The organism is Pantoea sp. EKM103V (assembly GCF_011800365.1).
Taxonomy (GTDB): domain Bacteria; phylum Pseudomonadota; class Gammaproteobacteria; order Enterobacterales; family Enterobacteriaceae; genus Pantoea; species Pantoea anthophila.
Genome location: NZ_JAALFQ010000012.1, coordinates 52,097 through 75,054 on the forward strand (window position 1 = coordinate 52,097; position 22,958 = coordinate 75,054).

A 22,958-nucleotide genomic window follows, 5' to 3' on the forward strand; every position below is an offset into this window, starting at 1 on the left:
CGCCTGAATGGGCGCTGCAGGTGATGATGCTACGCGTCCTGCGTTAGCCAGTGCTGTTTTCGTCCTTCCTTGTTCGTCCCAGCAGGCTCAATGCTGCATCTCTCGCCGGTTTTTCGCAATACAGCACCTGATAAATCTGCTCGGTAATCGGCATTTCCACACCCAATCTCGAAGCCAACGCTTTGACTTCTTTCGTGTTTCTGTAGCCCTCTACAACTTGTCCGATAATGCGTTGTGCGCTATCTACATCTTCGCCCTGGCCCAGCATCATGCCAAACCGACGGTTGCGCGACTGATTGTCCGTGCAGGTCAGGACCAGATCGCCCAGGCCCGCCATCCCCATAAAGGTGGTGGGATCGGCACCCAGTGCAGCACCGAGCCGGCTCATCTCAGCCAGACCGCGGGTGATCAGTGCGGTTCGCGCGTTGGCGCCAAATCCGATACCGTCAGAGATCCCGGCTCCGATAGCAATCACGTTTTTCACCGCGCCGCCCAGCTGGACACCGACAAAATCGGGGTTGTTATAAACGCGGAAACTTTTACCGCAGTGCAGCTTCAGCTGCAGATCGTCAGCAAACTGCGCATCCGTGGCGGCCAGCGCGATAGCCGTCGGTAAGCCTGCGGCCAGCTCTTTGGCGAAGGTCGGCCCGGAGATCACGGCCAGCGGGATGGACTCGCCCAGAATCTCACGCGCCACATCCTGCAGCAGGCGCCCGGTCTCTTTTTCCAGCCCTTTGGTCGCCCAGACAATCCGCGAGTCAGACCGCAGATGAGGCTTTATCTGTTGCAGTACGTCGCCAAAGACATGGCTCGGCACCACGATCAATATGTCGCGGCTGGCTGCAATGGCTTTTTGCAGGTCGGGTTCAGGAGAGAGGTTATCGGGAAACGGAACGTCAGGAAGGAAAGCCGTGTTGCAGCGGTCGGTCTGAAGCTGCGCCAGATGCGCCGGGTTATGTCCCCACAACAGTACCGGATGGCCATTACGGGCCAGCGTAATCGCCAGAGCGGTGCCGTAGGAGCCGGCACCGATGACGCTAATCGAAGCGTGAGTGGTCATCAGGCATCCTGATGTTGTTGAGCACCTTCTTCACCCTGCTGCTGCTGCAGATAGTTCATGAACAGTGCATCAAAGTTGACCGGTGCCAGGTTCAGCTGCGGGAAGGTGCCACGTGATACCAGGCTGGTAATGCATTCACGGGCATACGGGAACAGGATGTTCGGGCAGTAAGCGCCCAGGCAATGTGCCATCTGCGTTCCTTCGATACCGCTGATGGTGAAGATACCGGCCTGCTGAACTTCACACAGGAAAGCGGTCTCTTCACCCACGTTGGCGGTTACAGTCACACGAAGTACCACTTCGTAAACATCGTCAGCCAGCTGAGAAGATGCAGTATCCAGATCCAGTTTAACGTCCGGTTCCCACTCTTTCTGGAAAACCTGCGGGGCATTAGGCGCTTCAAAAGAGATATCTTTTGTGAAGACGCGCTGAATCTGGAATTGCATTTCGTTCGTGTTATGTTCTGACATGTGACCAAATCCTATGTATGAGATTGTCCGGCGTAAACTTACGCCTGCAGTAAGGGATCTAACCCTTCGCGATTATCGAGTGCGAATAAGTCATCGCAGCCGCCAATGTGCTGCGCATCAATAAAAATCTGAGGCACGGTGGTGCGGCCACTACGCTTGATCATCTCTTCGCGTTTCGCCATGTCTCCATCAATGGGGATCTCCTGGAACGACACGCCTTTTTGCGTTAACAGCGCTTTCGCCCGATGGCAGTAAGGACAGGTGGCCTTGGTGTACATTTCAACATTTGCCATGCTACGCACCTCTGTCAGGTTACAGGTTATTTACCGCGAACTAACGGCAGATTTTCGCCGCTCCAGCCGCTGATGCCATCTTTCAGAACAAAGACCTGCGGGAAACCAGCAGCACTCAGATGTGCAGCGGAATCAGCCGCGCTTTGTCCGGTTGCACATACCACAATTATGGGCTGCGCTTTGTGCTTTTCCAGTTCGTCTGCGTTGCCTTTTTTAATCTCAGCGGCTGCCACATTCAGCGCACCTGAAATATGCCCTCTGCGAAAATCGTCGCGCGAACGCACGTCGACAACCACCGCGTCCTCTTTGTTAATCAGGCGGGTCGCTTCACCGCGGCTGATCGTTTTTACCTTAGAGAACATTCCTTTAACGGTAGTCACAATCACCAGAATGAGTAAAACGACCCATGCGAGACTCAGGATGGGGTGATTGCTTGCAAACTGCATAATTTCTTGCATGAGGGGTAACGACTCCAGACCGGGCTAATAAGCTAAAACAAGGGTTCTGAGTATACCTGCGCCACTTCGCATGTACAGATGCTATGCGGCGAGAGTATCGATTTGTGCGCCATTTTCCAAAAAAAGTGGCTGAATAGCAAAAATGGCGTAAGGCTTAATCCATCTCATTGTGAAAGCGGACATAACTGGTAAAGCAAATGCCGGTGGGGAGCACTGGTAAGCGGCGATTCATCGTGGAATAATCATTGGCCTATGAAGGGAAAAACTACCGTTTTGCACACAAGGACCCGTTCCAGCGGCGAAAATCGGCCGTTGTTCACACCGTTGTCCATCCTCTCCCTCAGCCTGCTTTGCGCGGGAGCACTGTTGTTGCCAGCTGTGGCACAGAGTGCGGAAGACAGTAAATCTCAGCTGCAATCTATTCAGCAGAACATTGCTGAAAAAGAGAAAAGCGTTAAGGCGCAGAAAGTGCAGCGCAGCAAATTACTGGATCAGTTGCAGAGTCAGGAAAAAATCATCGCCCAGGCGAGCCGTCAGTTGCGCGAAACCCGCAACAGCCTCACCGCCCTGAATAACGATATTAAACAGCTCACCACCTCCATCGCCCGGCTTGAAAAGCAGCAAAGCCAGCAGGAAAGCCTGCTGTCGCAACAGCTTGATGCCGCATTTCGTCAGGGCCAGCATAACGGTATACAGCTGTTGATGGGCGGAGAAGAGAGCCAGCGCAGCGAGCGTATTCTGGCCTATTTTGGCTATCTGAACGCGGCACGCCAGAAAAGTATCGCCTCACTGCAACAGACGCGTCAGGACCTGGATCAGCAACGCGCTACGCTGGAGCAGAAGCAACAGCAGCAGAAAGCACTATTAGCCCAGCAGCAGGGCCAGCAGCAGAAGCTGCAGCAGGCGAGCGACGCGCGCAGGAAAACCCTTACGTCGCTGGAAAGCGCGCTGGAAAAAGATCAGGCCGATCTGGTCGAGATGCGTCAGAACGAAAGCCGTCTGCAGGATAAGATCGCCCGGGCAGAACGGGAAGCGCGTGAGCGCGCGGCGCGCGAAGCCCGTGAGGCAGAAAAAGTGCGTCAGCGCCAGGCGCAGGCCAAAGCCAAAGGCTCCAGCTATCAGCCGACCCAGAGCGAACGCGAACTGGTTGCCCGTACCGGAGGACTCGGTCGCGCTAGCGGGCAGGCGTTGTGGCCGGTGCGCGGACGCATCGAACATCGCTTTGGTGAACAGCTGCAGGGTGAACTGCGCTGGAAAGGCCTGGTGATTGATGCGCGGGAAGGCACCGAGGTGAAAGCCATTGCCGACGGGCGGGTCCTGATGGCCGACTGGTTGCAGGGCTACGGTCTGGTCGTGGTGCTGGAGCATGGTAAAGGCGACATGAGCCTCTATGGCTACAACCAGAGTGCACTGGTGAGCGTGGGGACACAGGTGAAGGCAGGACAGCCTATCGCCCTGGTGGGCACCAGCGGGGGGCGCGGTACCCCGTCGCTCTATTTTGAAATCCGACGTCAGGGACAGGCTGTCAATCCACTCCCGTGGTTAGGAAAATAAGTTTTGCTGCAACGTCGAAAAATCTCCGTTTTATTCAGCGCGCTGCTGTTCAGCTTCGCGGCGCAGGCAGGCAAGCTGGCTATTGTTATCGATGATGTGGGCTACCGGCCTGCCGAAGAGAACAAAGTTCTGCAGATGCCGCAGGCGATTTCAGTGGCTGTTCTGCCCAACGCACCCCATGCACGGGAGATGGCCACCAGAGCCCATCAGGGTGGACACGAAGTATTGATCCATCTGCCGATGGCGCCACTCAGCAAACAGCCACTGGAAAAAGATACGCTGACCCCGGAGATGAGCAGCGAAGAGATCACCCGCATTATGCGCAATGCGGTCAGCAACGTGCCTTACGCAGTCGGCCTGAACAACCACATGGGCAGCAGGATGACCTCGAGCCTTTCCGGTATGCAGAAGGTGATGCAGGCGCTGAATCACTATAACCTCTACTTCTTGGATAGCATGACCATCGCCAACAGCCAGGCGATTCCTGCCGCGCAGGGCACCCAGGTCAAAGTTCTGAAACGCCGGGTGTTCCTGGATGACAGTCAGGATATTAATGCTATCCGCCAGCAGTTCAGCCGGGCGGTGAAGCTGGCACAGCGCGACGGGTATGCCATTGCTATCGGTCATCCCCACCCCAACACCGTTCGGGTGCTGCAGCAGATGCTGCCCTCGCTGCCCGCAGACATTACGCTGGTTCGCCCCAGCCAGTTGCTGAACGAAACACGCCACAGCGGCTCACGGACGCCAGCGGTTCCGGTGAAACCGGCGAAACCGCGCTTCCAGCCAGCAGAACTGTGTAAAGTGAAACAGCCGCTGGCGCCGGTTCCGGCGACCCGGGCGTTAACGGTGGTAGGCGAAAGCGTGAGTCACAGCCCGCTGTTTAGCACCCTGAAAAGTCTGTTCTGAATTTGCCATGAATGCTAAGTGCTAAGCTTAAAGTTCAATTGCAGGTAAAAATTACTATAATCCCGGTCGGGCGATAATATGCGGTGCGGGAATAGTAAGACGGATGACGATTAATAAACAAAAAATCCTGCTGCTGGATAACGGCAGAGAGTGGGGAGGCGGCACCAACAGTATGCTGGAGCTGCTGAAACGTATCGATCGTCAGAAATTTGATATTACCTGCTGCTTCTATCACAACTACAGCCGTGGCAACGACGAAACCATTGAGGCCACGCTCAACGCGCTGGCCATTCCGGTCTTTTTTATCCCGCAGATCAGGCAGCCGCGCTGGGCAAAATTTGTCAAAGAGGCCGTGCGGGCGCTGCTGTTTTTTAATAAAAAGCTGAAGAAGCGGGCTATCGATGAGATCGATACACGCTGGCGCATCATGCCTAACGCCAGCAAAATCAACTCCCTGCTCCAGCTGGGAAAATTTGACACGCTCTACATGAATAACCAGCCCAGCACCAATGTGGAGGGCTATCTGGCCGCGCGCAGCCTGGATGTGGCGGTGGTACAGCATTGCCGTATCGACCCGGTGCTGGAACCACGCCTGGTCAGCATGGTGAACCAGGAGTGCCAGGCGATTATTGCCGTGTCGCAGGGGGTAAATAAGACGCTGATCAGCCACGGTGTTGATGCGGAACGCTGTTTTACCGTCAACAATGCGATCGACATCCACCAGCCTTTACCTGACCGCCTCGACGTTCGCCAGCGTTTTAAACTCTCCCCGACCACCTTTGTGTTTGGCACCATCGGCTCACTGATATTACGTAAATCCAATCATCACATTCTGCAGGCGCTGGGCCGTTTCAAACGGGCTCATCCCGACGCGGACTGGCGGATGGTGATTGTCGGTGCCGGCCCGGAACTCCAGCACCTGCTGCAACTCGCAACGGCGGAGAATATCCAGCAGCATGTGGTCTTTACGGGCTTTCAGAACAATGCGCTGGATTACCTCACCGCCTTTGATGCGTTTATTCTTGCCTCACGCAGTGAGGGCTTACCTCGGGTCGTGCTGGAGGCGATGCTGGTGAATACCGCCGTCATCGGTTCCCGTGTGGTCGGTACTGCCGAATTGATCAGTCATGACGAAACCGGGTTGCTGTTCGATTATGGCAACGTGGTGCAGCTGACCCAGCACTTAACCGCGCTGTGGCAGGATGCCGGCTTACGTCAGCGCCTGATCAATGCGGCAGCGAAACGCGTTCGTGAACAGTACGCCATTGAAACCTACATCAGCGGCGTTGAAAATATTCTGCAAAGTGTCGCTAATAAGAAACCTCATGCTTAATTTTTTAAATCCCCGTTATCGCCATATCCGGGCGAGCCATAACCTGCCTTATTCGCTAAAAGAAGTTCAGGGCTCGGTACCGGTTACCTCTGTTGTGATCCCCTGCACGGGCGCGGACTATATCGAAGAGGCGCTGCTCAGTGCCGATTTTGCGGCGCGCTTTGCCACGCAGGCAGAGGAGATTGTGATTGTCAGCGATCAGCCTGCCGACGCCTTTGGCAGCCTGCCCGCTAAAACCCGCGTGGCCACGCTGGATGTACCGCAGCGCGAAGAGCACTATCGCTACAAGCAGATCTATCGCAGTCGCTTAATCAAACTGCAGGCCCCGTTGCAGGCAAAAGGCGACGGCATTCTGATGATCGATTCCGACCTCAATCTGCTAAAGATGCCGGAGATCATGATGAAACCTGGCCATCTCTACTCCAGCTTTCGTCAGGGGAAAATGATTGCCAAGCTGGCTGATGCGCCGCAGGAGGCGATTCCTGCCTACTACCCGCACAGTATCCGGCCTTATCTGGTGGATCACGTTAACGGTGCCTATCTGGCGGCGACCCGTGAGGTCTGGCAGCGTATTTCACCGCTGTGGCTGACGCTGTTCAATGACACCTGGCATCTGATGAACGACAGTCAGCCGCCGACCGATCAGCTGCCGCTCGCGGTGCTGCTGGATATGCTGGACATTAAAACTGTCAATCTGGGCGAATGGGCTAACTGGCCGGTCTCCAAGAAAATCGGCGGTCAGTCTGCGGTGATCCCGGCGGAGGTGGTTGGTGCACACGGCGGCTTTCCGCTGTCGGAATGGCAAAAATATCTGGCCGATCCGCAACAGCCGCTCCACTTTAAAGGTCAGGATTACACGCGCAAGGTGCGCTATCTGACCGACGAAGAGAAGAAACAACGCTGATTATCCGGCCGCTGCGGCGGCCGGTGTGTTAATCCCAGCTCAGTATTACCTTTCCCGAGCGTCCTGAACGCATCTCATCAAAGCCCTGCTGGAAGTCGTCAATCCCATAGCGATGCGTAATGACCGGCGTTAAGTCGAGACCGGACTGGATCAGCGCCGCCATTTTGTACCAGGTTTCAAACATCTCCCGGCCATAAATGCCCTTAATAAAGAGCCCCTTGAAGATCACCTGATTCCAGTCGATAGCCATCTCACCCGGCGGAATACCCAGCAGGGCAATCCGCCCGCCGTGATTCATTACGTCGAGCAGCGCGCGAAACGCAGGAGGCGCACCGGACATCTCCAGTCCGACATCAAATCCTTCCGTCATCCCCAGCGAATGCATGACGTCGCGCAGATTTTCATGGGCCACATTGACCGCGCGGGTGACGCCCATTTTTCGCGCCAGCGCCAGTCGGTAGTCATTGATGTCGGTGATCACGACGTTACGCGCGCCGACATGGCGGCAGACCGCCGCGGCCATGATGCCGATAGGCCCCGCGCCGGAGATCAGCACATCCTCGCCAACCAGATCGAACGACAGCGCGGTATGCACGGCATTACCAAACGGGTCAAAGATCGCGGCCAGCTCATCGGAAATGTTGTCGGGAATTCTGAAGGCGTTAAAGGCCGGGATGACCAGATATTCCGCAAAGCAGCCCTGACGGTTAACGCCCACGCCCATGCTGTTCCGGCACAGATGCGTTCGCCCGGCGCGGCAGTTGCGGCAATGCCCGCAGGTGATATGCCCCTCTCCCGACACCCGATCGCCAGGCGTGAAGCCCTTTACCTCCTGACCTGTTGCTACGACTTCACCCACATATTCATGACCGACAATCATCGGCACCGGAATGGTTTTGCGCGACCAGTCATCCCAGTTGTAGATGTGGACATCGGTACCGCAGATAGCGGTTTTACGGATTTTAATCAGCAGGTCGTTGTGGCCCGGCTCAGGAATCGGCGCATCAGTCACCATCCAGATGCCCGCTTCCCTCTTCAGTTTGGCGAGTGCTTTCATAACGGACTCCTCAGGCGATGACGCCCAGCTGTTTGCCGATACGGGTAAAGGCGGCCACCGCACGTTCCAGCTGCTGCTGGGTATGTGCCGCAGAGATTTGCGTGCGAATGCGTGCCTGCCCTTTTGGCACGACCGGATAGAAGAAGCCGGTAACGTAAATGCCTTCCTGTTGCAGCAGGTGGGCAAACTGCTGCGCGACGCTGGCCTCACCCAGCATCACCGGAATAATGGCGTGATCGGCCCCGGCCAGCGTAAAGCCCGCTGCGGTCATCTGCTGCCGGAAGAAACGGGCGTTATCCCAGAGACGCTGACGCAGCCCATCGCCTTCGCTGAGCAGATCCAGCACCCGCAGCGAGGCGGCCACAATCGCCGGGGCCAGCGAGTTGGAGAAGAGATAGGGACGGGAACGCTGGCGCAGCCACTCCACCACTTCCGCTTTTGCTGCGGTGTAGCCACCGGAGGCGCCGCCCAGCGCTTTGCCCAGCGTGCCGGTAATGATGTCAACCCGGCCCATCACGTCACAATATTCGTGGGTGCCACGTCCGCCATTCCCGACAACACCCACCGCGTGGGAATCATCCACCATCACCAGCGCAGAGAACTCTTCAGCCAGGTCGCAGATGGCGGACAGATTGGCGATGACCCCATCCATGGAGAAAACGCCATCGGTGGCGATCAGGATATGGCGTGCGCCTTTATCGCGCGCCTGTTGCAGGCAATCCCGCAGCGCCGTCATGTCGTTGTTCGCGTAGCGGTAGCGCTGTGCTTTGCAGAGCCGGATGCCGTCGATGATGGAGGCGTGATTCAGCGCATCGGAAATAATGGCATCCTCTGCATCCAGCAGCGTTTCAAACAGGCCGCCGTTGGCGTCAAAGCAGGAGGAGTAGAGAATGGCATCTTCCATACCGAGAAACGCGGCCAGCCGCTTTTCCAGCTGCTTATGGCTGTCCTGCGTGCCACAGATAAAGCGCACCGACGCCATGCCAAAGCCGTGCGAATCCATCCCCGCCTTCGCGGCCTGAATCAGCGCCGGATGATTGGCCAGGCCCAGATAGTTATTGGCGCAAAAGTTAATCACTGCCGGACCGTGATCTACCGCTATCTCTGTCTGCTGGGCAGAGGTGAGGATCCGCTCCTGTTTAAACAGCCCTTCCTGACGTGCATCATCCAGTTGCTGACGAAGTTGTTGATAAAATTGCGCAGGCATCATTGCTCTCCTCAGATGGCAAAAACCTGGCATATCTTACTGAACAGGGCGCTTCTTCACGATAAAACGCCCAACAGAATGTCATTTTTGCAGCATAGTTCACGCCACGAGGTGGCAGCCCTGTGGCGTTACAGAGTCATCTGGCTGTCTGCACCCTGATGAAATGTTATGATGTGAGGTATTCGTGTGTGAAACCTCCTGTTTCACCCCACAACATTGAAGGTAACAACATGATTATCGTAACTGGCGGCGCAGGAATGATTGGCAGCAACATCGTCAAAGCGCTGAACGATCGCGGTCACACCGACATTCTGGTGGTGGATAATCTGAAGGATGGCACTAAGTTTGCCAATTTAGTCGACCTGGATATCGTCGATTACATGGACAAAGAAGAGTTTCTGATGAGCGTGATCGCGGGCGACGATTTAGGCCCGATTGAAGCGGTATTCCATCAGGGTGCCTGCTCCTCCACGACCGAGTGGGATGGCAAGTACATGATGGAGAACAACTATCAGTACTCCAAAGAGCTGCTGCACTACTGCCTGGAGCGCGAGATCCCGTTCCTTTACGCCTCTTCTGCAGCGACCTACGGCGGCCGCAATGAAAACTTCATCGAAGAGCGTCAGTATGAGCAGCCGCTGAATGTGTATGGCTACTCCAAAATGCTGTTCGACCACTATGTTCGTCAGATGCTGCCGGAAGCGAACTCGCCGGTGTGTGGCTTCCGCTACTTCAACGTCTATGGACCGCGCGAAGGCCACAAAGGCAGCATGGCAAGCGTGGCGTTTCATCTGAACACCCAGATCAGCAACGATGAAAATCCAAAACTGTTTGAAGGCAGTGACGGCTTCAAACGCGATTTCATCCACGTTGATGATGTGGCAGCCGTGAACCTGTGGTGCTGGGAAAACGGCGTCTCCGGGATCTACAACTGCGGCACAGGCCGCGCCGAATCGTTCCAGGAAGTGGCCGACGCCGTGCTGAAGTTTCATCAGAAAGGGCAGATTGAGTACATCCCGTTCCCGGAAAAACTCAAAGGCCGTTATCAGGCTTACACCCAAGCCGATCTCACGAAGCTGCGTGCCGCGGGCTATGACAAGCCGTTTAAAACGGTGGCGCAGGGCGTCGCTGACTATATGGTCTGGCTGAATCGCAACGCATAAAGGAAGCTGCTCCGGCGATGAAAATTCTGGTAATCGGCCCGTCGTGGGTCGGCGATATGATGATGTCGCAAAGTCTCTATCGCACCCTCAAGGCCGAACATCCCGATGCGGTGATAGACGTGATGGCACCGGCATGGTGCCGTCCCCTGCTGTCACGCATGCCAGAGGTCAGACAGGCGCTGGCCATGCCCCTGGGCCATGGCGCGCTGGAACTCGGCGAGCGTCGCCGGCTGGGCAAGGCACTGCGCGACAGCCATTATGACCGGGCCTACGTGCTGCCTAACTCTTTTAAGTCAGCGCTGGTTCCCTTCTTTGCCGGCATACCACGCCGCGTCGGCTGGCGGGGGGAGATGCGCTATGGCCTGCTGAACGATCTGCGGGTGCTGGATAAAGCCGCGTTCCCGCTGATGGTTGAGCGCTACGTGGCGCTGGGCTACGACACGCCTGTCGCCTCGGCGGCGCAGCTGCCGCAGCCGCTCCTGTGGCCAAAGTTGCAGGTTGAAGAGCAGGAGAAGCGGGAAACGGCCGCACAGTTTCAGCTCACCGCAACGCGTCCGATCATCGGTTTTTGTCCGGGCGCGGAATTTGGCCCGGCTAAACGCTGGCCGCACTACCACTACGCCGCCCTGGCCCGCCAGCTGATCGCCGAAGGCTTTCAGATCCTGCTGTTTGGCTCCGCCAAAGATCGCCCGACCGGCGAAGAGATCATCGCGGTACTGCCGGAAGAGAGTCGCAGTCACTGCCGCAATCTGGCGGGTGAAACCCAGCTGGAGCAGGCGGTCATCCTGCTGGCGCAATGCCGCGCCGTGGTCAGTAACGACTCCGGCCTGATGCACATCGCCGCCGCGCTGGATCGTCCGCTGGTGGCACTCTATGGACCCAGCAGCCCTGACTTTACGCCACCGCTGGCCCGCCAGGCGCGTATTATTCGCCTGATTACCGGCTATCACAAAGTGCGTAAGGGCGATGCCGAACAGGGGTATCACCAGAGCCTGATTGATATTCAGCCTGAGCGCGTTCTTCAGACGCTGAATGAGCTCTTTGCGCCGCAGGAGGTGCCATGCACGTCCTGATTGTTAAAACGTCCTCAATGGGGGATGTGCTGCATTCGCTGCCGGCTCTGACCGATGCGATGCATGCCATTCCCGGCATCCGTTTTGACTGGGTAGTGGAAGAGAATTTCGCCCAGATCCCTGGCTGGCACCCTGCCGTGGACCAGGTGTTGCCGGTCGCGATTCGCCGCTGGCGCAAACACTGGTTTGGCAGTCAGCAGCGTGAAGAGCGTGTGCAGTTTAAGCGCGCGTTACAGTCGCGCGAGTACGATATCGTAATTGATGCTCAGGGGCTGATCAAAAGCGCGGCGCTGGTGACCCGCTTATCCAAAGGGGTAAAGCACGGGCAGGATAGCCGCAGCGCGCGTGAACCTTTTGCCAGCTGGTGGTATGACGTCCGCCATGAGATCAGCAAACGCCAGCACGCCGTTGAGCGGACGCGCGAGCTGTTCGCCAAAAGCCTGGGCTATGAAAAGCCGCAAACCCAGGGTGACTACGCGATTGCCGGGCATTTTCTGCATCATCTGCCCGCGGATGCGCATCACTATCTGATCTTTCTGCATGCCACAACGCGTGACAACAAGCACTGGCCGGAATCCCACTGGCGACAGCTGATTGAGCAGATGCAGCCCAGCGGATTGCGGGTGAAGCTGCCCTGGGGTGCCGAGCATGAGCATCAGCGTGCGCTGCGCCTGGCTGAAGGTTTTGAGCATGTCGAGGTGCTGCCTAAGCTGACGCTGGAAGCGATCGCGCGACAGCTGGCAGGCGCGCGGGCGGTGGTCTCTGTGGATACCGGTTTAAGCCATCTGACCGCCGCACTGGATCGTCCTAATCTCACGCTGTATGGCCCGACCGATCCAGGCCTGATTGGCGGCTACGGGCAGAACCAACAGGCGCTGAGCGCCCCGAATCACAATCTGGCGGAGCTGACGGCTGACGCCGTGGCAGAGAAACTGCAGGCCGTTATCGGGAAAAATGCGCCATGAACTATGTGCTGATCTATCTGCTGCTGCTGCCTTTCCGCACCCTGATGCGGCTCTTTTACCGGCCCACCGGCCGCAGTCTGGTGATTCAGACGGCGAAGATCGGGGATTTTATTAACATCACCCCGATGCTGCGCGCCCTGGGTCAGTCTGAACTGCTGATCAGCAAATCGGTAGAGCCGCTGGCGCGTCACGATGACACGGTCAGCCGCTATTTTCTGATTGAAGAGGCGAAGCGCAGCTTTTTTGCCAAACTCAGACTCGCGTTCACGCTGATGAACCGTTATGACCATGTTTATCTGGTTCAGCCCAACAGCGTTAATCTCTTTTTCGCGGCGCTGTGCAACGCACCGAACAAACAGTTTCTGCGCACCTATGTGCGTAAATCCTATCATGCGATCTTCTATCGCAGCGCCAGTGGCATCGTCGACCACGCGAAAACGGATTTGACGCTCGACAGCTATCTGAAGCTGATTAATCGGGACTACCGTTACACCGATTTTCCCAAGCACGCCACGTCACCGCTCTGGCAGCCGCCTGCGCCTCCTGCCGCGCTGCTGCATCCGCGCAGCGGGATTAAGATCGGCATCAGCATTTCTGCCGGGAATCGGGCCAAAACCATTCCTGCCGCCATCTGGCAGCAGCTGATGGCGTCGCTGGCTGAGCTGCCCTGCACCTTTTATGTCTTTGGTCCACCAGCCGAGCAGCCGTGGCTGGATGAATTACTGAGCCTGACCGGCCCGCAGGAGAATATTGTCAGCCTGATTGGCGCGCTGAAGCTGGAAGAGGTGCCATGGGCCATCTCGCAGATGGATTTTTATATTTCATCGGATTCCGGTAATGCTTATATTGCTGACGCCCGACAGATACCGGTCATTATGCTCTATGGCCCCTGTGAGATCAGGGAACAGCGCCCGGTTAATAATGTCCTGTTTATCGGACCGGACAATATCGCCGCATCGACCTTTGTTTTTGCCACGCGATTTAAGTTTGATCAGCCCGCTGAAAAATTATTCGGGCTGGATGCCGACAAACTGACTAGAATACAAACGTTTATTACTCATAATCTGGAATAGTGAAGCGTAATGGCAATTACCCCTCTTGCTGATGCCGTTCAGCAAAGTCAGCTGCTGGTCAACACGCTTGCGGATGCGGATGATAATCCGGTTCACGTTGCGTTTGGCATCAACCACGCTTACGCGCGTGGTCTGGGTATTACGTTGTTTTCACTTCTCAGCCATCACCCCGACACCGCTTTCCACGCCCATATTTTCTCTGACTCGCTGCAGGAAGAGGATGTGGAAAAGCTGCGCTCAATGGCGTCGGGCCATCGTCTGGCCATCACCCTGCATATTTTTAACAGTGCCTGGGTCGATCAGTTGCCGGCGGTCGGACGCTATCCCAAAAGTATCCATTACCGCTTTCTGATCCCTGAAACGGTGGCGCGCTACAGTGACCGGGTAATCTACATCGATGCGGATACGCTGGTCGTCGGCGATTACTCCCCCCTGTTCACGCTGGATATCACGGACTACACGCTGGCAGCCTGCAACGACACCCCGCGTGCGCGTCATAACCAGTGCGCGCGACTCGGGCTGCAGCGCCATGACTATTTCAACTCCGGCTTTATGCTGATCAATATTCCACGCTGGCTCGCCAGGCAGACTACCGCGCGGATTACTGAGGTTCTGGTGACCCGGGGCGCAGCGTTCGGTTTTCCCGACCAGGATGCGCTGAATATTGTGCTGGAGGATGAGGTGCTGATCCTGCCGGATCGCTACAACCACATCTACGACATCATCGCGAACAAGGTCTGGGACCACTCCCGCGTGCCCGCTGACACCGTGATGATTCACTACACCGGTAAGTGTAAGCCCTGGCATGCCTGGGCCGGCAGCGACCTGTCCCTGCTCTACTACAGCTATTACCAGCGCTCGCCTTGGGCTTCTCAGCCGCTTGATTTACCTAGACATTATAAAGAGATGAAGCGCTTTGCCCGTATCAAGTGGCATCAGAAGCAGTATGCAGAAAGCGTGAGCTGGATGATGCATTACGTCAGGCTCAAATTTTTTTAGTCAGCGCTCTCCACCTGTCAAACCGCTCCGGGCGCGGTGACTGCCGCGCCATCTTTTCCCTCTGACCCCACCGCTGTCTGCCAGATCCTTTTGAAAATGCTGCTGATAAACCCCAGGCACACTATGCTGTTTACCGGCGCGGCCACGTTGCGTAAAAAAGAGGCAGATAGTGCATTATTACGCGCGCGCGTGGTTTTTCGTGAAGCAGGGAGGCGACACCGTTTTATAATCGTGGATTAATGTATGCCATTCTGCTGATTTGGAAATGATTTATGACGAGGCAACGCCCTTTGACAGTGAACAGAATGCTGGTGCAGATATTGTCATGAGTACTTCTCCTCTGCTGAGTATCATTACCCCGATGTACAATGCGGGCAGCATGTTTGATGAGTTCATGCAGGCACTGCTGGCGCAGACGCTGACCTCGCTGGAGATCATCATCGTCGATGATGGTTCTACTGACGGCTCAGGCGAGCGTGCTGACCACTATGCAGAACATCACTCCCACATTCGCGTGATTCATCAGGAAAATGGCGGCGTGTCGCGCGCCCGTAACGCCGGGCTGGCGATAGCGCGCGGCAAATATGTCACCTTTCCGGATGCGGATGACACCATGCAGCCCGGGATGTACCAGACGCTGGTGACGCTGGCGGAAACGGACAATCTGGATGCGGCACAGTGCAACGCCGAATGGTTTTTCAAACACAGCCAGCGGGTAAAACCCCTGATACCACTGGATCGCCTGCGCAGCACGCCGGTGCTGAGCGGCGCTGACTGGCTCAATACCGCGCTGAAAACCCGCCGCTATATGCATGTGGTCTGGCTGGGCATCTACCGCCGGTCGCTAATCGAGCAGCATCAGTTGCAGTTCGAGCCGGGCCTGCATCATCAGGATATTCCCTGGACCACCGAGTTTATGCTGCTGGCAAAACGCGTGCGTTACACCGATGCGGTGCTCTACCGCTACTATATGCATGACGCGTCAATCAGTAACCGCAAACGCACCGGCGAGCGCAACGTCGAATATCAGCGCCACTACCTGAAGATTGCGCGGCTGCTGGAAGAGATTAATATCCGCTATCGTGACCGCGTGCGGATCTACCCGTCGTTTCACGCTCAGGTGACGCATGAAGCGCTCAGTGTCTGCCATAGCGTGAGACGTGAGCCTGATGCCCGCGCACGCCAGGCGATCATCGCCGATCTGTTCGCAACCCGGACACACCGGCGCATGTTACGCAACGCCCGCGGCATTAAGCAGTGGTATCAGTTACTGCTGTGGCTGGGACGGCTCTATCGCTGGCGCGATAAATAACCCCTGAGGCTGGCTTTATCCTAAAAAGCGTTTGCCCTACAATCGGTTCACTGAAATCTGAGAACCTTTGTTTATGGCCAGCCTGACTCCAGCAAACATCTCTCCAAAACGTATTTTACTGATTAAGCTGCGCCACCACGGCGACATGCTGCTCACCACGCCCGCCATCAATGCGCTGCATGCGCGTTATCCGCAGGCCAGTATCGACGTGTTGCTCTATCAGGAGACACGCCCGATGCTGGAAGCGCATCCGGCTATCCGCCATCTGCACGTCATCGACCGGAAATGGAAGCAGGAGGGCACCTGGCGCAAGCTGGGCCATGAACGGGCATTAATCCGTGCCGTCCGTGACGCCCATTATGACCTGGTGATTAATCTGGCAGACCAGTGGCGTGCGGCGCTGATCACCCGGCTCTCCGCTGCGCCGGTGCGCATTGGTTTCGCCTTTAAAAAACGCGATAACGTCCTGTGGCGCTGGTGTCACAACCGGCTGGTCCCGACGCATAACCACAGCAGACTGCATACCGTTGAGCAGAACATGTCCGCCCTGGCCCCGCTCGGGATCAGCAGCGACAATGCGCGCGTTTCGATGCACTACAGTGACGCTGACCAGCAGATCGTGCTGACCCGCCTGTCAGAACATCAGGTGACCACCCCCTATATCGTGGTTCAGCCTACCTCACGCTGGGGCTTTAAATGCTGGGAAGAGGAGAGCGTGGCCGCCACGGTCGATGAGCTGGCACGGGCTGGACGGAAGGTGGTGCTGACCGCCGGGCCGGACAAACAGGAGCTGGCGATGATCAACCGCATCCGCGCGCTGTGCGCCTCGCCGGATGTCGTGTCGCTGGCGGGTCAGTTTACGCTGCCGCAGCTGGCGGCGCTTATCGATCACGCCACGCTGTTTATCGGGGTCGATTCTGCGCCGATGCACATGGCGGCGGCGCTGGAAACGCCCTGCATCGCCCTGTTTGGCCCGACCAAGCTGCAGCACTGGCGGCCATGGGGGAACAACAACCATGTCATCTGGGCGGGGGATTATGGCCCACTGCCCTCACCCGATTCTATCGACACCCGAACGGATCAGCGTTATCTGTCAGCCATTCCGGTGAAGGATGTGGTGGCGGCGGCGAGGAGCTTCCTGAATGAGTAAGTTAAGGCTGGCGATTGTCCGGCAGAAATACCGGCCGGATGGCGGTGCTGAGCGTTTTATCTCCCGTGCGCTGGAAGCACTGGGCAGCGAACAGCTCGATCTCAACATCATTACCCGCAGCTGGCAGGGCACGCCCAATCCGGACTGGCATCTCCATATCTGTAATCCTGCAAAGCTGGGCAGGGTTTCCCGCGAGCGCGGCTTTGCCCGTGCCGCACGCGCCTGCTGGGAGCGTGAAAAATTCGATATTGTGCAGAGTCATGAACGCATCGCTGGCTGTGACATCTTTCGCGCGGGTGATGGCGTGCATCGCGTCTGGCTGGAGCAGCGCGCCCGCATCGTCTCACCGTGGCAACGACTGAGCGCAACCCTCAGTCCCTATCATCGCTACGTTCTGCAGGCGGAAGCGGAGATGTTTAATTCGCCGACGCTGAAAGCGGTGATCTGCAATTCAGAGATGGTTAAGCGCGATATCCTGCGCTGTTTCTCACTCGACGCCGGAAAAATCCACGTCATCCATAACGCTATCGATGCCCGTCGTTTTCAGCCCGCCACGGAAGCGACCCGCCATGCGACCCGCCAGCAGCTGGGGCTGCCGGATGCGGCCACCGTACTGATTTACGTCGGTTCCGGCTTTGAGCGCAAAGGGCTGAAAGCAGCGATTCAGGCGCTGGCCGCCAGTGACCGTTACCTGATTGTGGTGGGTCAGGATAAACAGCTGCAGCGTTATCAGCAGCTGGCTAACCAGCTGAACTGCCTGGATCGCCTGCGCTTTGTTGGTGTACAGCAGGATGTGCAGCCGTTTTATCACGCGGCGGACGGCCTGCTGCTGCCCACGCTCTACGATCCTTTTCCTAACGTGGTGCTGGAGGCGATGGCCTGCGGCCTGCCGGTTATTACCAGCACCGGCTGCGGGGGGGCTGAGTTTATTACCGCCGGTCAGGAGGGCTTCGTCTGTGATGCGCTGGATATCAACGGATTAAATCAGGCCGTTTGCGCCATTCCGCCGCTGACGGAAGATTCACGCATGGGTGATGCGGCCCGGCGTAAAGTTGAACCCTATGGCCCGCAACGGCTGGCACAGGCGCTGACTTCGCTTTATCAACAGGTATTGAGTACCAACTGACAATCCGGGATGAGTGCATGCGGGGTTTCTGATAACATGCCGCCATCTGATTTTAACCTGTTTTTAGACGCGAACCTGCTGTAACGGTAACTATGACGACCATTTACACCGCATTGCTCTACTTTATTCAGCCACTGATTTGGCTGCGCCTGTGGCTGCGCGGTCGTAAAGCACCGGCGTATCGCAAACGCTGGGCGGAGCGCTATGGCTATTGCGTTGGCAAAGTGAAGCCCGACGGCATTGTGCTGCATTCGGTTTCCGTGGGGGAAACCCTGGCCGCGGTGCCGCTGGTGCGCGCGCTGCGTCATCGTTACCCGACCCTGCCGATTACCGTCACGACCATGACGCCAACCGGCTCTGAGCGTGCACAGTCAGCCTTTGGCAAAGATGTGCACCACGTCTATCTCCCTTACGATCTGCCCGGATCGATTAATCGTTTTCTGGACACGGTCAACCCCCGGCTGGTGATCATCATGGAAACCGAGCTGTGGCCAAACATCATCCGCATTCTGCATCAGCGTAACATTCCGCTGGTGATCGCCAACGCGCGTCTCTCAGCCCGATCCGCCAAAGGCTATCGCAAGCTGGGTAAATTCATGCGCAGGCTGTTGCAGAGCATCACGCTGATAGCAGCGCAGAACAGTGAAGATGGCGACCGCTTCCTGGAGCTTGGCCTGAAACGTTCTCAGCTGGCGATCACCGGCAGCCTGAAGTTTGATATTTCTGTCACGCCAGAGCTGGCCGCCAGAGCCGTTACGCTGCGTCGCCAGTGGGCGCCACGCCGTCCGGTCTGGATTGCCACCAGCACTCACGAAGGCGAAGAGGCCATTGTGCTGGATGCTCACCGCCGCCTGTTGCAGACGTTTCCTGATCTGCTGCTGATTCTGGTTCCGCGTCATCCTGAGCGCTTTAACGATGCGCGTGAACTGACCCAGTCGCGCGGCTTCAGCTTTATTCTGCGCAGCAGCGGCGAGATCCCCTCGGGCTCCACCCAGGTGGTCATCGGCGACTCGATGGGCGAACTGATGCTGCTTTATGGCATTGCCGATCTGGCGTTTGTCGGCGGCAGCCTGGTGGAGCGCGGCGGACACAATCCGCTGGAGCCTGCAGCGCACGCGATTCCGGTTCTGATGGGGCCACATATCTGGAACTTCAAAGATATCTGCGGCAAATTGCAGGAAGGCCAGGGACTGATTACTGTCACCGACGTGTTCTCGCTGGAAAAAGAGGTCACCAACCTGTTGCAGGATGATGACTATCGTCGTTATTACGGCCGTCATGCCGTGGACGTGCTGCACCAGAACCAGGGTGCGTTACAGCGTCTGCTCCAGTTACTTGAACCGCATTTACCTCCACGGGCTCACTGATGTCAGCACGCCAGCGTCTTTCAGTCGTTATGATCGCCAAAAATGAAGCGGAACTGCTGCCAGACTGTCTGGCTTCAGTCAGCTGGGCGGATGAGATTATCGTGCTGGATTCAGGCAGTCACGATAACAGTGCCGATATTGCCACGCAGGCTGGCGCGAAGGTCTACCACAGCGATGACTGGCAGGGGTATGGCATCCAGCGCCAGCGCGCGCAGCACTATGCCACCGGCGATATGATTCTGATGATTGATGCCGATGAGCGCGTCACACCGGAACTGCGCGCGGCGATTGAGCAGGTGCTTATCGCGCCGCCGGGCCGCACGATTTACAGCCTAGGCCGCAGCAATCTGTTTCTGGGGCGCTTTATGCGCCACAGTGGCTGGTACCCTGACCGCGTGATGCGGCTCTATCCGCGCACCTTCCGCTACAATGATAATCTGGTGCATGAATCGCTGCAGCGTGACGGCGCACCGGTGGTGGCGTTACCCGGCGATTTACAGCATCTGACCTGCCGCGATCTGATCGCTTTTCAGCGTAAGCAACTGGCCTATGCCGAAGCCTGGGCCACGGAACGCCACCAGCGTGGTAAGCGTTGCGGTCTGTTCTCCCTGTTCGGTCATACGCTGGGCGCGTTTGTGAAAACGCTGCTGCTGCGCGCCGGTTTTCTCGACGGAAAGCAGGGCTGGATACTGGCGGTGGTCAACGCACAATATACCTTTAACAAATATGCCGCCCTCTGGGCGCTGAATCAGGCTGCGGAAAAAGGGCAGGTATGAGCACGAAAGCCATCTATCCCGGAACATTTGATCCTGTCACCCTTGGCCATCTCGACATCGTGACGCGGGCCGCGCAGATGTTTGATCAGGTTATTCTGGCCGTTGCCGCCAGCCCCAGCAAAAAGCCGCTGTTCAGTCTGGAGGAGCGCGTGGCGCTGGCGAGTGAGATGGTGGCCCATCTGCCCAACGTTAAGGTGGTGGGATTCAGCGACCTGATGGCCAATTTTGCGCGAGACCAGCAGGCGAATGTGCTGGTGCGCGGATTGCGTGCGGTGTCAGACTTTGAGTATGAAATGCAGCTGGCGCAGATGAATCGTCACCTGCTGCCGACGCTGGAGAGCGTTTTCCTGATGCCGTCTGAGGGCTTCTCGTTTATCTCCTCTTCGCTGGTCAAAGAGGTGGCGCGTCACGGTGGTGATGTCTCCGCCTTCCTGTCCGCGCCCGTCCATCAGGCGTTGCTGGCTAAGCTGGCTTAGTGCTGGCAGCGGGGGCACCAGTAGGTGCTGCGCTGCCCATGCCTGCCGCTGATAATGGGTGTCCCACAGGCTCGGCAGGGCTCACCTGCCCGGCCATAGACCTGCAGCTGCTGAGCAAAATAGCCCGGTTTACCGTCGCTCTGTAAGAAGTCCCGCAGCGTGGTTCCGCCCTGCTCAATGGAACGTAACAGCACCGCCTTGATGGTGTTGACCAGCAGCTCTGCTTCCGCCTGCGACAGACTGCCGGCGGCACGATCGGGCAGGATCCCGGCGGTAAACAGTGACTCGCTGGCGTAGATGTTGCCCACCCCCACCACGACTTTGTTATCCATCAGCCACTGCTTAATCACCGTTCGCTTGCCGCGTGACTTCTCAAACAGGTAATCCGCGTCAAACTGGTCGCTCAGTGGCTCCGGTCCCAGATGCGCCAGCACGCTGCTGCCTGCCAGTTCGCTGCTCCAGAGCCAGGCACCAAAACGCCGCGGATCGGTGTAGCGCAGCACTTTGCCGTTGCTCATCACCAAATCAACATGGTCATGCTTCTCCGCAGGCCGCTCTTCCGGCAGCACGCGCAGGCTACCGGACATGCCCAGGTGGATAATGATCCAGCCATGCGGCAGCTCCAGCAGCAGATATTTCGCCCGGCGCTGCACGCTGAGCACCGGTTGATCGCTCAGCGCATGGATCTCCTGTGAAACAGGCCAGCGCAGACGGGAATTACGCACCACGGCGTGAAGGATGGTTTCACCCACCAAATGCGGTTCGATACCGCGGCGGCTGGTTTCAACCTCTGGCAACTCTGGCATCCCCTCTCCTCAGCGTTTTACACAAACAAAAAACCCGGCCGGAGCCGGGTTTTTAGCAGAACACTAAAATTACTTAATTTTAGCTTCTTTGTAGATCACATGCTGACGTACAACCGGATCGAACTTTTTCAGTTCCAGCTTCTCTGGTTTAGTACGTTTGTTCTTCGTGGTGGTATAGAAGTGACCTGTACCAGCAGAGGAAACCAGCTTGATCTTCTCACGAATACCTTTAGCCATGATTCAGTTCCTTAGTACTCTTAGTACTTCTCACCACGGGCACGCATGTCGGCTAACACCGTATCAATGCCCTTTTTATCAATAATACGCATACCTTTTACAGATACACGCAGAGTAACGAAGCGCTTCTCGCTCTCAACCCAAAAACGGTGTGAGTGCAGGTTCGGAAGGAAACGGCGTTTCGTCGCGTTCATTGCGTGGGAACGGTTGTTACCGGTCACCGGACGCTTTCCAGTTACCTGGCAGACTCGTGACATGTCTATTCTCCAAAAATCAAATCAGCTCGAGCTTTAAAAATTAGGTTTTGGCCGCCTCGTCAGGCTTGCAGCCCGCCAGGCGAGTTCCATGGAACCCGCTAAGCTGGCCTAACCGCCAAACCCGAGATTCTCAAAGGTGGCGTAGTATACGCCGCTCAGCCCAAGTGCTCAAGTCCCGAACAGATAAAGATCCCGAATGATCGGGCAAAAAGCCGCCACCTGGCGCGAATTTTCCCGCTATCAGAGCCATCCCCGCTCAGCAAAGGAGACATATTCGCCATGACCTATCACCAGATGATCGAGCAGGCGGATGTCGAGAAGCTGGCAGGCTTCGCTGACTTTATGGGTCACCTGGCGGTCAGCCCGGCTCGGTTCTGCCATGCCCGACGGATGATTATGCGCCAGTATCAGCGCGGCGGCGTTGAGCTTCAGCGCCTCCCGGACGATCTCGCGTGGGTGCACTTCCACACTGTTAATCGACCCCGAGAACATTTTTTGTGCCCGCAGCACCCGGTGCTGATTATCCAGAAAGAGCGCCATAAAGATCTCGCGCTCCTGATGGGCTAATAAACTTTGCAGATACTGGCGGGTGATCTGGGGATTTTCCATGACGCTTTCGCGCGCCAGCTTGCTGGCGAAGAAACGCTTCGCCAGTTCGGCAATCGCGTGCAGCTGGGCCAGTTTGGCATCACCAACGCCTTTTATGTTACTGAATGCCGCCTTGCCCGATGTCATCAGCTGATAAAGCGAGCCAAACTCCTGCAGCATCTGTCCGGCCAGCTCAATGACGTTCTGCCCCGGCGAGCCGGTGCGGAGAAAAATGGCCAGCAGTTCGGTATCGCTGAGGGCATGCGCGCCCAGCTTCTGCAGTTTTTCCCGTGGTCCACTGTTTTTCATGTCTGCTCTCCCTGAGATCAACCCCAGCATGACCCAGCC

General features: G+C 57.0%; 25 protein-coding genes. 15 read left to right on the top strand and 10 right to left on the bottom strand.

Features of this window, described 5'->3' with window-relative positions:
* Positions 1-43: 43 nt before the first annotated feature.
* From gpsA to HFD97_RS19105, 4 genes are read right to left on the bottom strand one after another with little or no spacing between them, the layout of a single operon-like run.
* Entirely contained in the window at positions 44-1,060 is a 1,017-nt protein-coding gene (gene gpsA, locus HFD97_RS19090; protein WP_185155365.1) for an NAD(P)H-dependent glycerol-3-phosphate dehydrogenase, read from the bottom strand.
* Entirely contained in the window at positions 1,060-1,530 is a 471-nt protein-coding gene (gene secB, locus HFD97_RS19095; RefSeq protein WP_009088070.1) for a protein-export chaperone SecB, read from the bottom strand. Before secB ends, gpsA begins: the two co-directional genes overlap by 1 nt.
* 38 nt (positions 1,531-1,568) lie before the next feature.
* The gene (grxC, locus tag HFD97_RS19100; RefSeq protein ID WP_008926942.1) at positions 1,569-1,823 is read right to left on the bottom strand and encodes a glutaredoxin 3; all 255 of its coding nucleotides are present in this window, start codon (positions 1,821-1,823) and stop codon (positions 1,569-1,571) included.
* 26 nt (positions 1,824-1,849) lie between these two features.
* Complete coding sequence (locus HFD97_RS19105) at positions 1,850-2,281, bottom strand: rhodanese-like domain-containing protein (RefSeq protein ID WP_009088074.1); 432 nt, start codon at positions 2,279-2,281, stop codon at positions 1,850-1,852.
* A 252-nt stretch (positions 2,282-2,533) separates the two neighbouring features.
* On the opposite strand from HFD97_RS19105, the gene envC reads away from it, so the two are divergent.
* The 4 genes from envC (at position 2,534) to HFD97_RS19125 (ending at position 6,978) form a co-directional block, all read left to right on the top strand.
* Entirely contained in the window at positions 2,534-3,835 is a 1,302-nt protein-coding gene (gene envC / locus HFD97_RS19110) for a murein hydrolase activator EnvC (protein WP_167432376.1), read from the top strand.
* 3 nt (positions 3,836-3,838) lie between these two features.
* Complete coding sequence (locus tag HFD97_RS19115) at positions 3,839-4,741, top strand: divergent polysaccharide deacetylase family protein (protein WP_058957365.1); 903 nt, start codon at positions 3,839-3,841, stop codon at positions 4,739-4,741.
* 103 nt (positions 4,742-4,844) lie between these two features.
* Positions 4,845-6,074: a glycosyltransferase gene (locus HFD97_RS19120; RefSeq protein WP_167432377.1), complete on the top strand. Its 1,230-nt coding sequence runs from the start codon at positions 4,845-4,847 to the stop codon at positions 6,072-6,074.
* Positions 6,067-6,978, top strand: a complete 912-nt coding sequence (locus HFD97_RS19125; protein WP_009088083.1) for a hypothetical protein — start codon at positions 6,067-6,069, stop codon at positions 6,976-6,978. The genes HFD97_RS19120 and HFD97_RS19125 overlap by 8 nt, the downstream gene beginning before the upstream one ends.
* A gap of 28 nt (positions 6,979-7,006) precedes the next feature.
* Here the strand turns inward: HFD97_RS19125 and tdh are convergent, their stop codons facing one another.
* Both tdh and HFD97_RS19135 read right to left on the bottom strand, forming a co-directional pair.
* Positions 7,007-8,035 carry an L-threonine 3-dehydrogenase gene (gene tdh / locus HFD97_RS19130; RefSeq protein ID WP_058957367.1) on the bottom strand — a complete coding sequence of 343 codons (1,029 nt, stop codon included), beginning with the start codon at positions 8,033-8,035 and terminating at the stop codon, positions 7,007-7,009.
* Positions 8,036-8,045: 10 nt separating this feature from the next.
* Positions 8,046-9,242 (bottom strand): glycine C-acetyltransferase, encoded by a 1,197-nt coding sequence (locus HFD97_RS19135; protein WP_167432400.1) that lies wholly within the window; start codon positions 9,240-9,242, stop codon positions 8,046-8,048.
* Positions 9,243-9,472: 230 nt separating this feature from the next.
* Here HFD97_RS19135 and rfaD point away from each other — a divergent pair, with 230 nt between their 5' ends.
* From rfaD to coaD, 11 genes are all read left to right on the top strand, one after another.
* Positions 9,473-10,405 (top strand): ADP-glyceromanno-heptose 6-epimerase, encoded by a 933-nt coding sequence (gene rfaD / locus HFD97_RS19140; protein ID WP_009088090.1) that lies wholly within the window; start codon positions 9,473-9,475, stop codon positions 10,403-10,405.
* 17 nt (positions 10,406-10,422) lie between these two features.
* A complete protein-coding gene (rfaF, locus tag HFD97_RS19145; protein ID WP_167432378.1) occupies positions 10,423-11,478 on the top strand; it encodes an ADP-heptose--LPS heptosyltransferase RfaF in 1,056 nt (351 codons plus the stop codon).
* Positions 11,466-12,443 (top strand): lipopolysaccharide heptosyltransferase RfaC, encoded by a 978-nt coding sequence (gene rfaC, locus HFD97_RS19150; RefSeq protein ID WP_167432379.1) that lies wholly within the window; start codon positions 11,466-11,468, stop codon positions 12,441-12,443. The genes rfaF and rfaC overlap by 13 nt, the downstream gene beginning before the upstream one ends.
* Complete coding sequence (locus tag HFD97_RS19155) at positions 12,440-13,516, top strand: glycosyltransferase family 9 protein (RefSeq protein ID WP_009088095.1); 1,077 nt, start codon at positions 12,440-12,442, stop codon at positions 13,514-13,516. Before rfaC ends, HFD97_RS19155 begins: the two co-directional genes overlap by 4 nt.
* Positions 13,517-13,525: 9 nt before the next feature.
* Positions 13,526-14,515: a glycosyltransferase family 8 protein gene (locus tag HFD97_RS19160; RefSeq protein ID WP_167432380.1), complete on the top strand. Its 990-nt coding sequence runs from the start codon at positions 13,526-13,528 to the stop codon at positions 14,513-14,515.
* Positions 14,516-14,840: 325 nt separating this feature from the next.
* Entirely contained in the window at positions 14,841-15,827 is a 987-nt protein-coding gene (locus HFD97_RS19165) for a glycosyltransferase (RefSeq protein WP_223812786.1), read from the top strand.
* A 73-nt stretch (positions 15,828-15,900) separates the two neighbouring features.
* The gene (rfaQ, locus tag HFD97_RS19170) at positions 15,901-16,977 is read left to right on the top strand and encodes a putative lipopolysaccharide heptosyltransferase III (protein WP_009088099.1); all 1,077 of its coding nucleotides are present in this window, start codon (positions 15,901-15,903) and stop codon (positions 16,975-16,977) included.
* Complete coding sequence (locus HFD97_RS19175; protein WP_167432381.1) at positions 16,970-18,103, top strand: glycosyltransferase family 4 protein; 1,134 nt, start codon at positions 16,970-16,972, stop codon at positions 18,101-18,103. Before rfaQ ends, HFD97_RS19175 begins: the two co-directional genes overlap by 8 nt.
* A 92-nt stretch (positions 18,104-18,195) precedes the next feature.
* On the top strand, positions 18,196-19,470 hold the full coding sequence (gene waaA, locus HFD97_RS19180) for a lipid IV(A) 3-deoxy-D-manno-octulosonic acid transferase (RefSeq protein WP_009088102.1): 1,275 nt from the start codon (positions 18,196-18,198) through the stop codon (positions 19,468-19,470).
* A complete protein-coding gene (locus HFD97_RS19185) occupies positions 19,470-20,246 on the top strand; it encodes a glycosyltransferase family 2 protein (protein ID WP_167432382.1) in 777 nt (258 codons plus the stop codon). Before waaA ends, HFD97_RS19185 begins: the two co-directional genes overlap by 1 nt.
* On the top strand, positions 20,243-20,722 hold the full coding sequence (gene coaD, locus HFD97_RS19190; RefSeq protein ID WP_046100859.1) for a pantetheine-phosphate adenylyltransferase: 480 nt from the start codon (positions 20,243-20,245) through the stop codon (positions 20,720-20,722). The genes HFD97_RS19185 and coaD overlap by 4 nt, the downstream gene beginning before the upstream one ends.
* On the opposite strand, the gene mutM is transcribed toward coaD, so the two are convergent.
* The 4 genes from mutM to radC form a co-directional block, all read right to left on the bottom strand.
* The gene (gene mutM / locus HFD97_RS19195; RefSeq protein ID WP_167432383.1) at positions 20,719-21,528 is read right to left on the bottom strand and encodes a bifunctional DNA-formamidopyrimidine glycosylase/DNA-(apurinic or apyrimidinic site) lyase; all 810 of its coding nucleotides are present in this window, start codon (positions 21,526-21,528) and stop codon (positions 20,719-20,721) included. The two genes, coaD and mutM, sit on opposite strands and share 4 nt — an antisense overlap.
* 69 nt (positions 21,529-21,597) lie before the next feature.
* A complete protein-coding gene (rpmG, locus tag HFD97_RS19200; RefSeq protein WP_001051798.1) occupies positions 21,598-21,765 on the bottom strand; it encodes a 50S ribosomal protein L33 in 168 nt (55 codons plus the stop codon).
* Between the two features lie 20 nt (positions 21,766-21,785).
* Positions 21,786-22,022, bottom strand: a complete 237-nt coding sequence (gene rpmB / locus HFD97_RS19205) for a 50S ribosomal protein L28 (protein WP_006121249.1) — start codon at positions 22,020-22,022, stop codon at positions 21,786-21,788.
* Positions 22,023-22,262: 240 nt separating this feature from the next.
* Positions 22,263-22,919 (bottom strand): DNA repair protein RadC, encoded by a 657-nt coding sequence (gene radC, locus HFD97_RS19210; RefSeq protein ID WP_009088110.1) that lies wholly within the window; start codon positions 22,917-22,919, stop codon positions 22,263-22,265.
* Positions 22,920-22,958: the final 39 nt, after the last annotated feature.

Bases quoted from the DNA above. Each gene is read 5' to 3' on its own strand.
- gpsA (WP_185155365.1), bottom strand. From the start codon at position 1,060: ATGACCACTCACGCTTCGATTAGCGTCATCGGTGCCGGCTCCTACGGC.
- secB (WP_009088070.1), bottom strand. From the start codon at position 1,530: ATGTCAGAACATAACACGAACGAAATGCAATTCCAGATTCAGCGCGTC.
- grxC (WP_008926942.1), bottom strand. From the start codon at position 1,823: ATGGCAAATGTTGAAATGTACACCAAGGCCACCTGTCCTTACTGCCAT.
- HFD97_RS19105 (WP_009088074.1), bottom strand. From the start codon at position 2,281: ATGCAAGAAATTATGCAGTTTGCAAGCAATCACCCCATCCTGAGTCTC.
- envC (WP_167432376.1), top strand. From the start codon at position 2,534: ATGAAGGGAAAAACTACCGTTTTGCACACAAGGACCCGTTCCAGCGGC.
- HFD97_RS19120 (WP_167432377.1), top strand. From the start codon at position 4,845: ATGACGATTAATAAACAAAAAATCCTGCTGCTGGATAACGGCAGAGAG.
- HFD97_RS19125 (WP_009088083.1), top strand. From the start codon at position 6,067: ATGCTTAATTTTTTAAATCCCCGTTATCGCCATATCCGGGCGAGCCAT.
- tdh (WP_058957367.1), bottom strand. From the start codon at position 8,035: ATGAAAGCACTCGCCAAACTGAAGAGGGAAGCGGGCATCTGGATGGTG.
- HFD97_RS19135 (WP_167432400.1), bottom strand. From the start codon at position 9,242: ATGCCTGCGCAATTTTATCAACAACTTCGTCAGCAACTGGATGATGCA.
- rfaD (WP_009088090.1), top strand. From the start codon at position 9,473: ATGATTATCGTAACTGGCGGCGCAGGAATGATTGGCAGCAACATCGTC.
- rfaF (WP_167432378.1), top strand. From the start codon at position 10,423: ATGAAAATTCTGGTAATCGGCCCGTCGTGGGTCGGCGATATGATGATG.
- rfaC (WP_167432379.1), top strand. From the start codon at position 11,466: ATGCACGTCCTGATTGTTAAAACGTCCTCAATGGGGGATGTGCTGCAT.
- HFD97_RS19155 (WP_009088095.1), top strand. From the start codon at position 12,440: ATGAACTATGTGCTGATCTATCTGCTGCTGCTGCCTTTCCGCACCCTG.
- HFD97_RS19160 (WP_167432380.1), top strand. From the start codon at position 13,526: ATGGCAATTACCCCTCTTGCTGATGCCGTTCAGCAAAGTCAGCTGCTG.
- HFD97_RS19165 (WP_223812786.1), top strand. From the start codon at position 14,841: ATGAGTACTTCTCCTCTGCTGAGTATCATTACCCCGATGTACAATGCG.
- rfaQ (WP_009088099.1), top strand. From the start codon at position 15,901: ATGGCCAGCCTGACTCCAGCAAACATCTCTCCAAAACGTATTTTACTG.
- HFD97_RS19175 (WP_167432381.1), top strand. From the start codon at position 16,970: ATGAGTAAGTTAAGGCTGGCGATTGTCCGGCAGAAATACCGGCCGGAT.
- waaA (WP_009088102.1), top strand. From the start codon at position 18,196: ATGACGACCATTTACACCGCATTGCTCTACTTTATTCAGCCACTGATT.
- HFD97_RS19185 (WP_167432382.1), top strand. From the start codon at position 19,470: ATGTCAGCACGCCAGCGTCTTTCAGTCGTTATGATCGCCAAAAATGAA.
- coaD (WP_046100859.1), top strand. From the start codon at position 20,243: ATGAGCACGAAAGCCATCTATCCCGGAACATTTGATCCTGTCACCCTT.
- mutM (WP_167432383.1), bottom strand. From the start codon at position 21,528: ATGCCAGAGTTGCCAGAGGTTGAAACCAGCCGCCGCGGTATCGAACCG.
- rpmG (WP_001051798.1), bottom strand. From the start codon at position 21,765: ATGGCTAAAGGTATTCGTGAGAAGATCAAGCTGGTTTCCTCTGCTGGT.
- rpmB (WP_006121249.1), bottom strand. From the start codon at position 22,022: ATGTCACGAGTCTGCCAGGTAACTGGAAAGCGTCCGGTGACCGGTAAC.
- radC (WP_009088110.1), bottom strand. From the start codon at position 22,919: ATGAAAAACAGTGGACCACGGGAAAAACTGCAGAAGCTGGGCGCGCAT.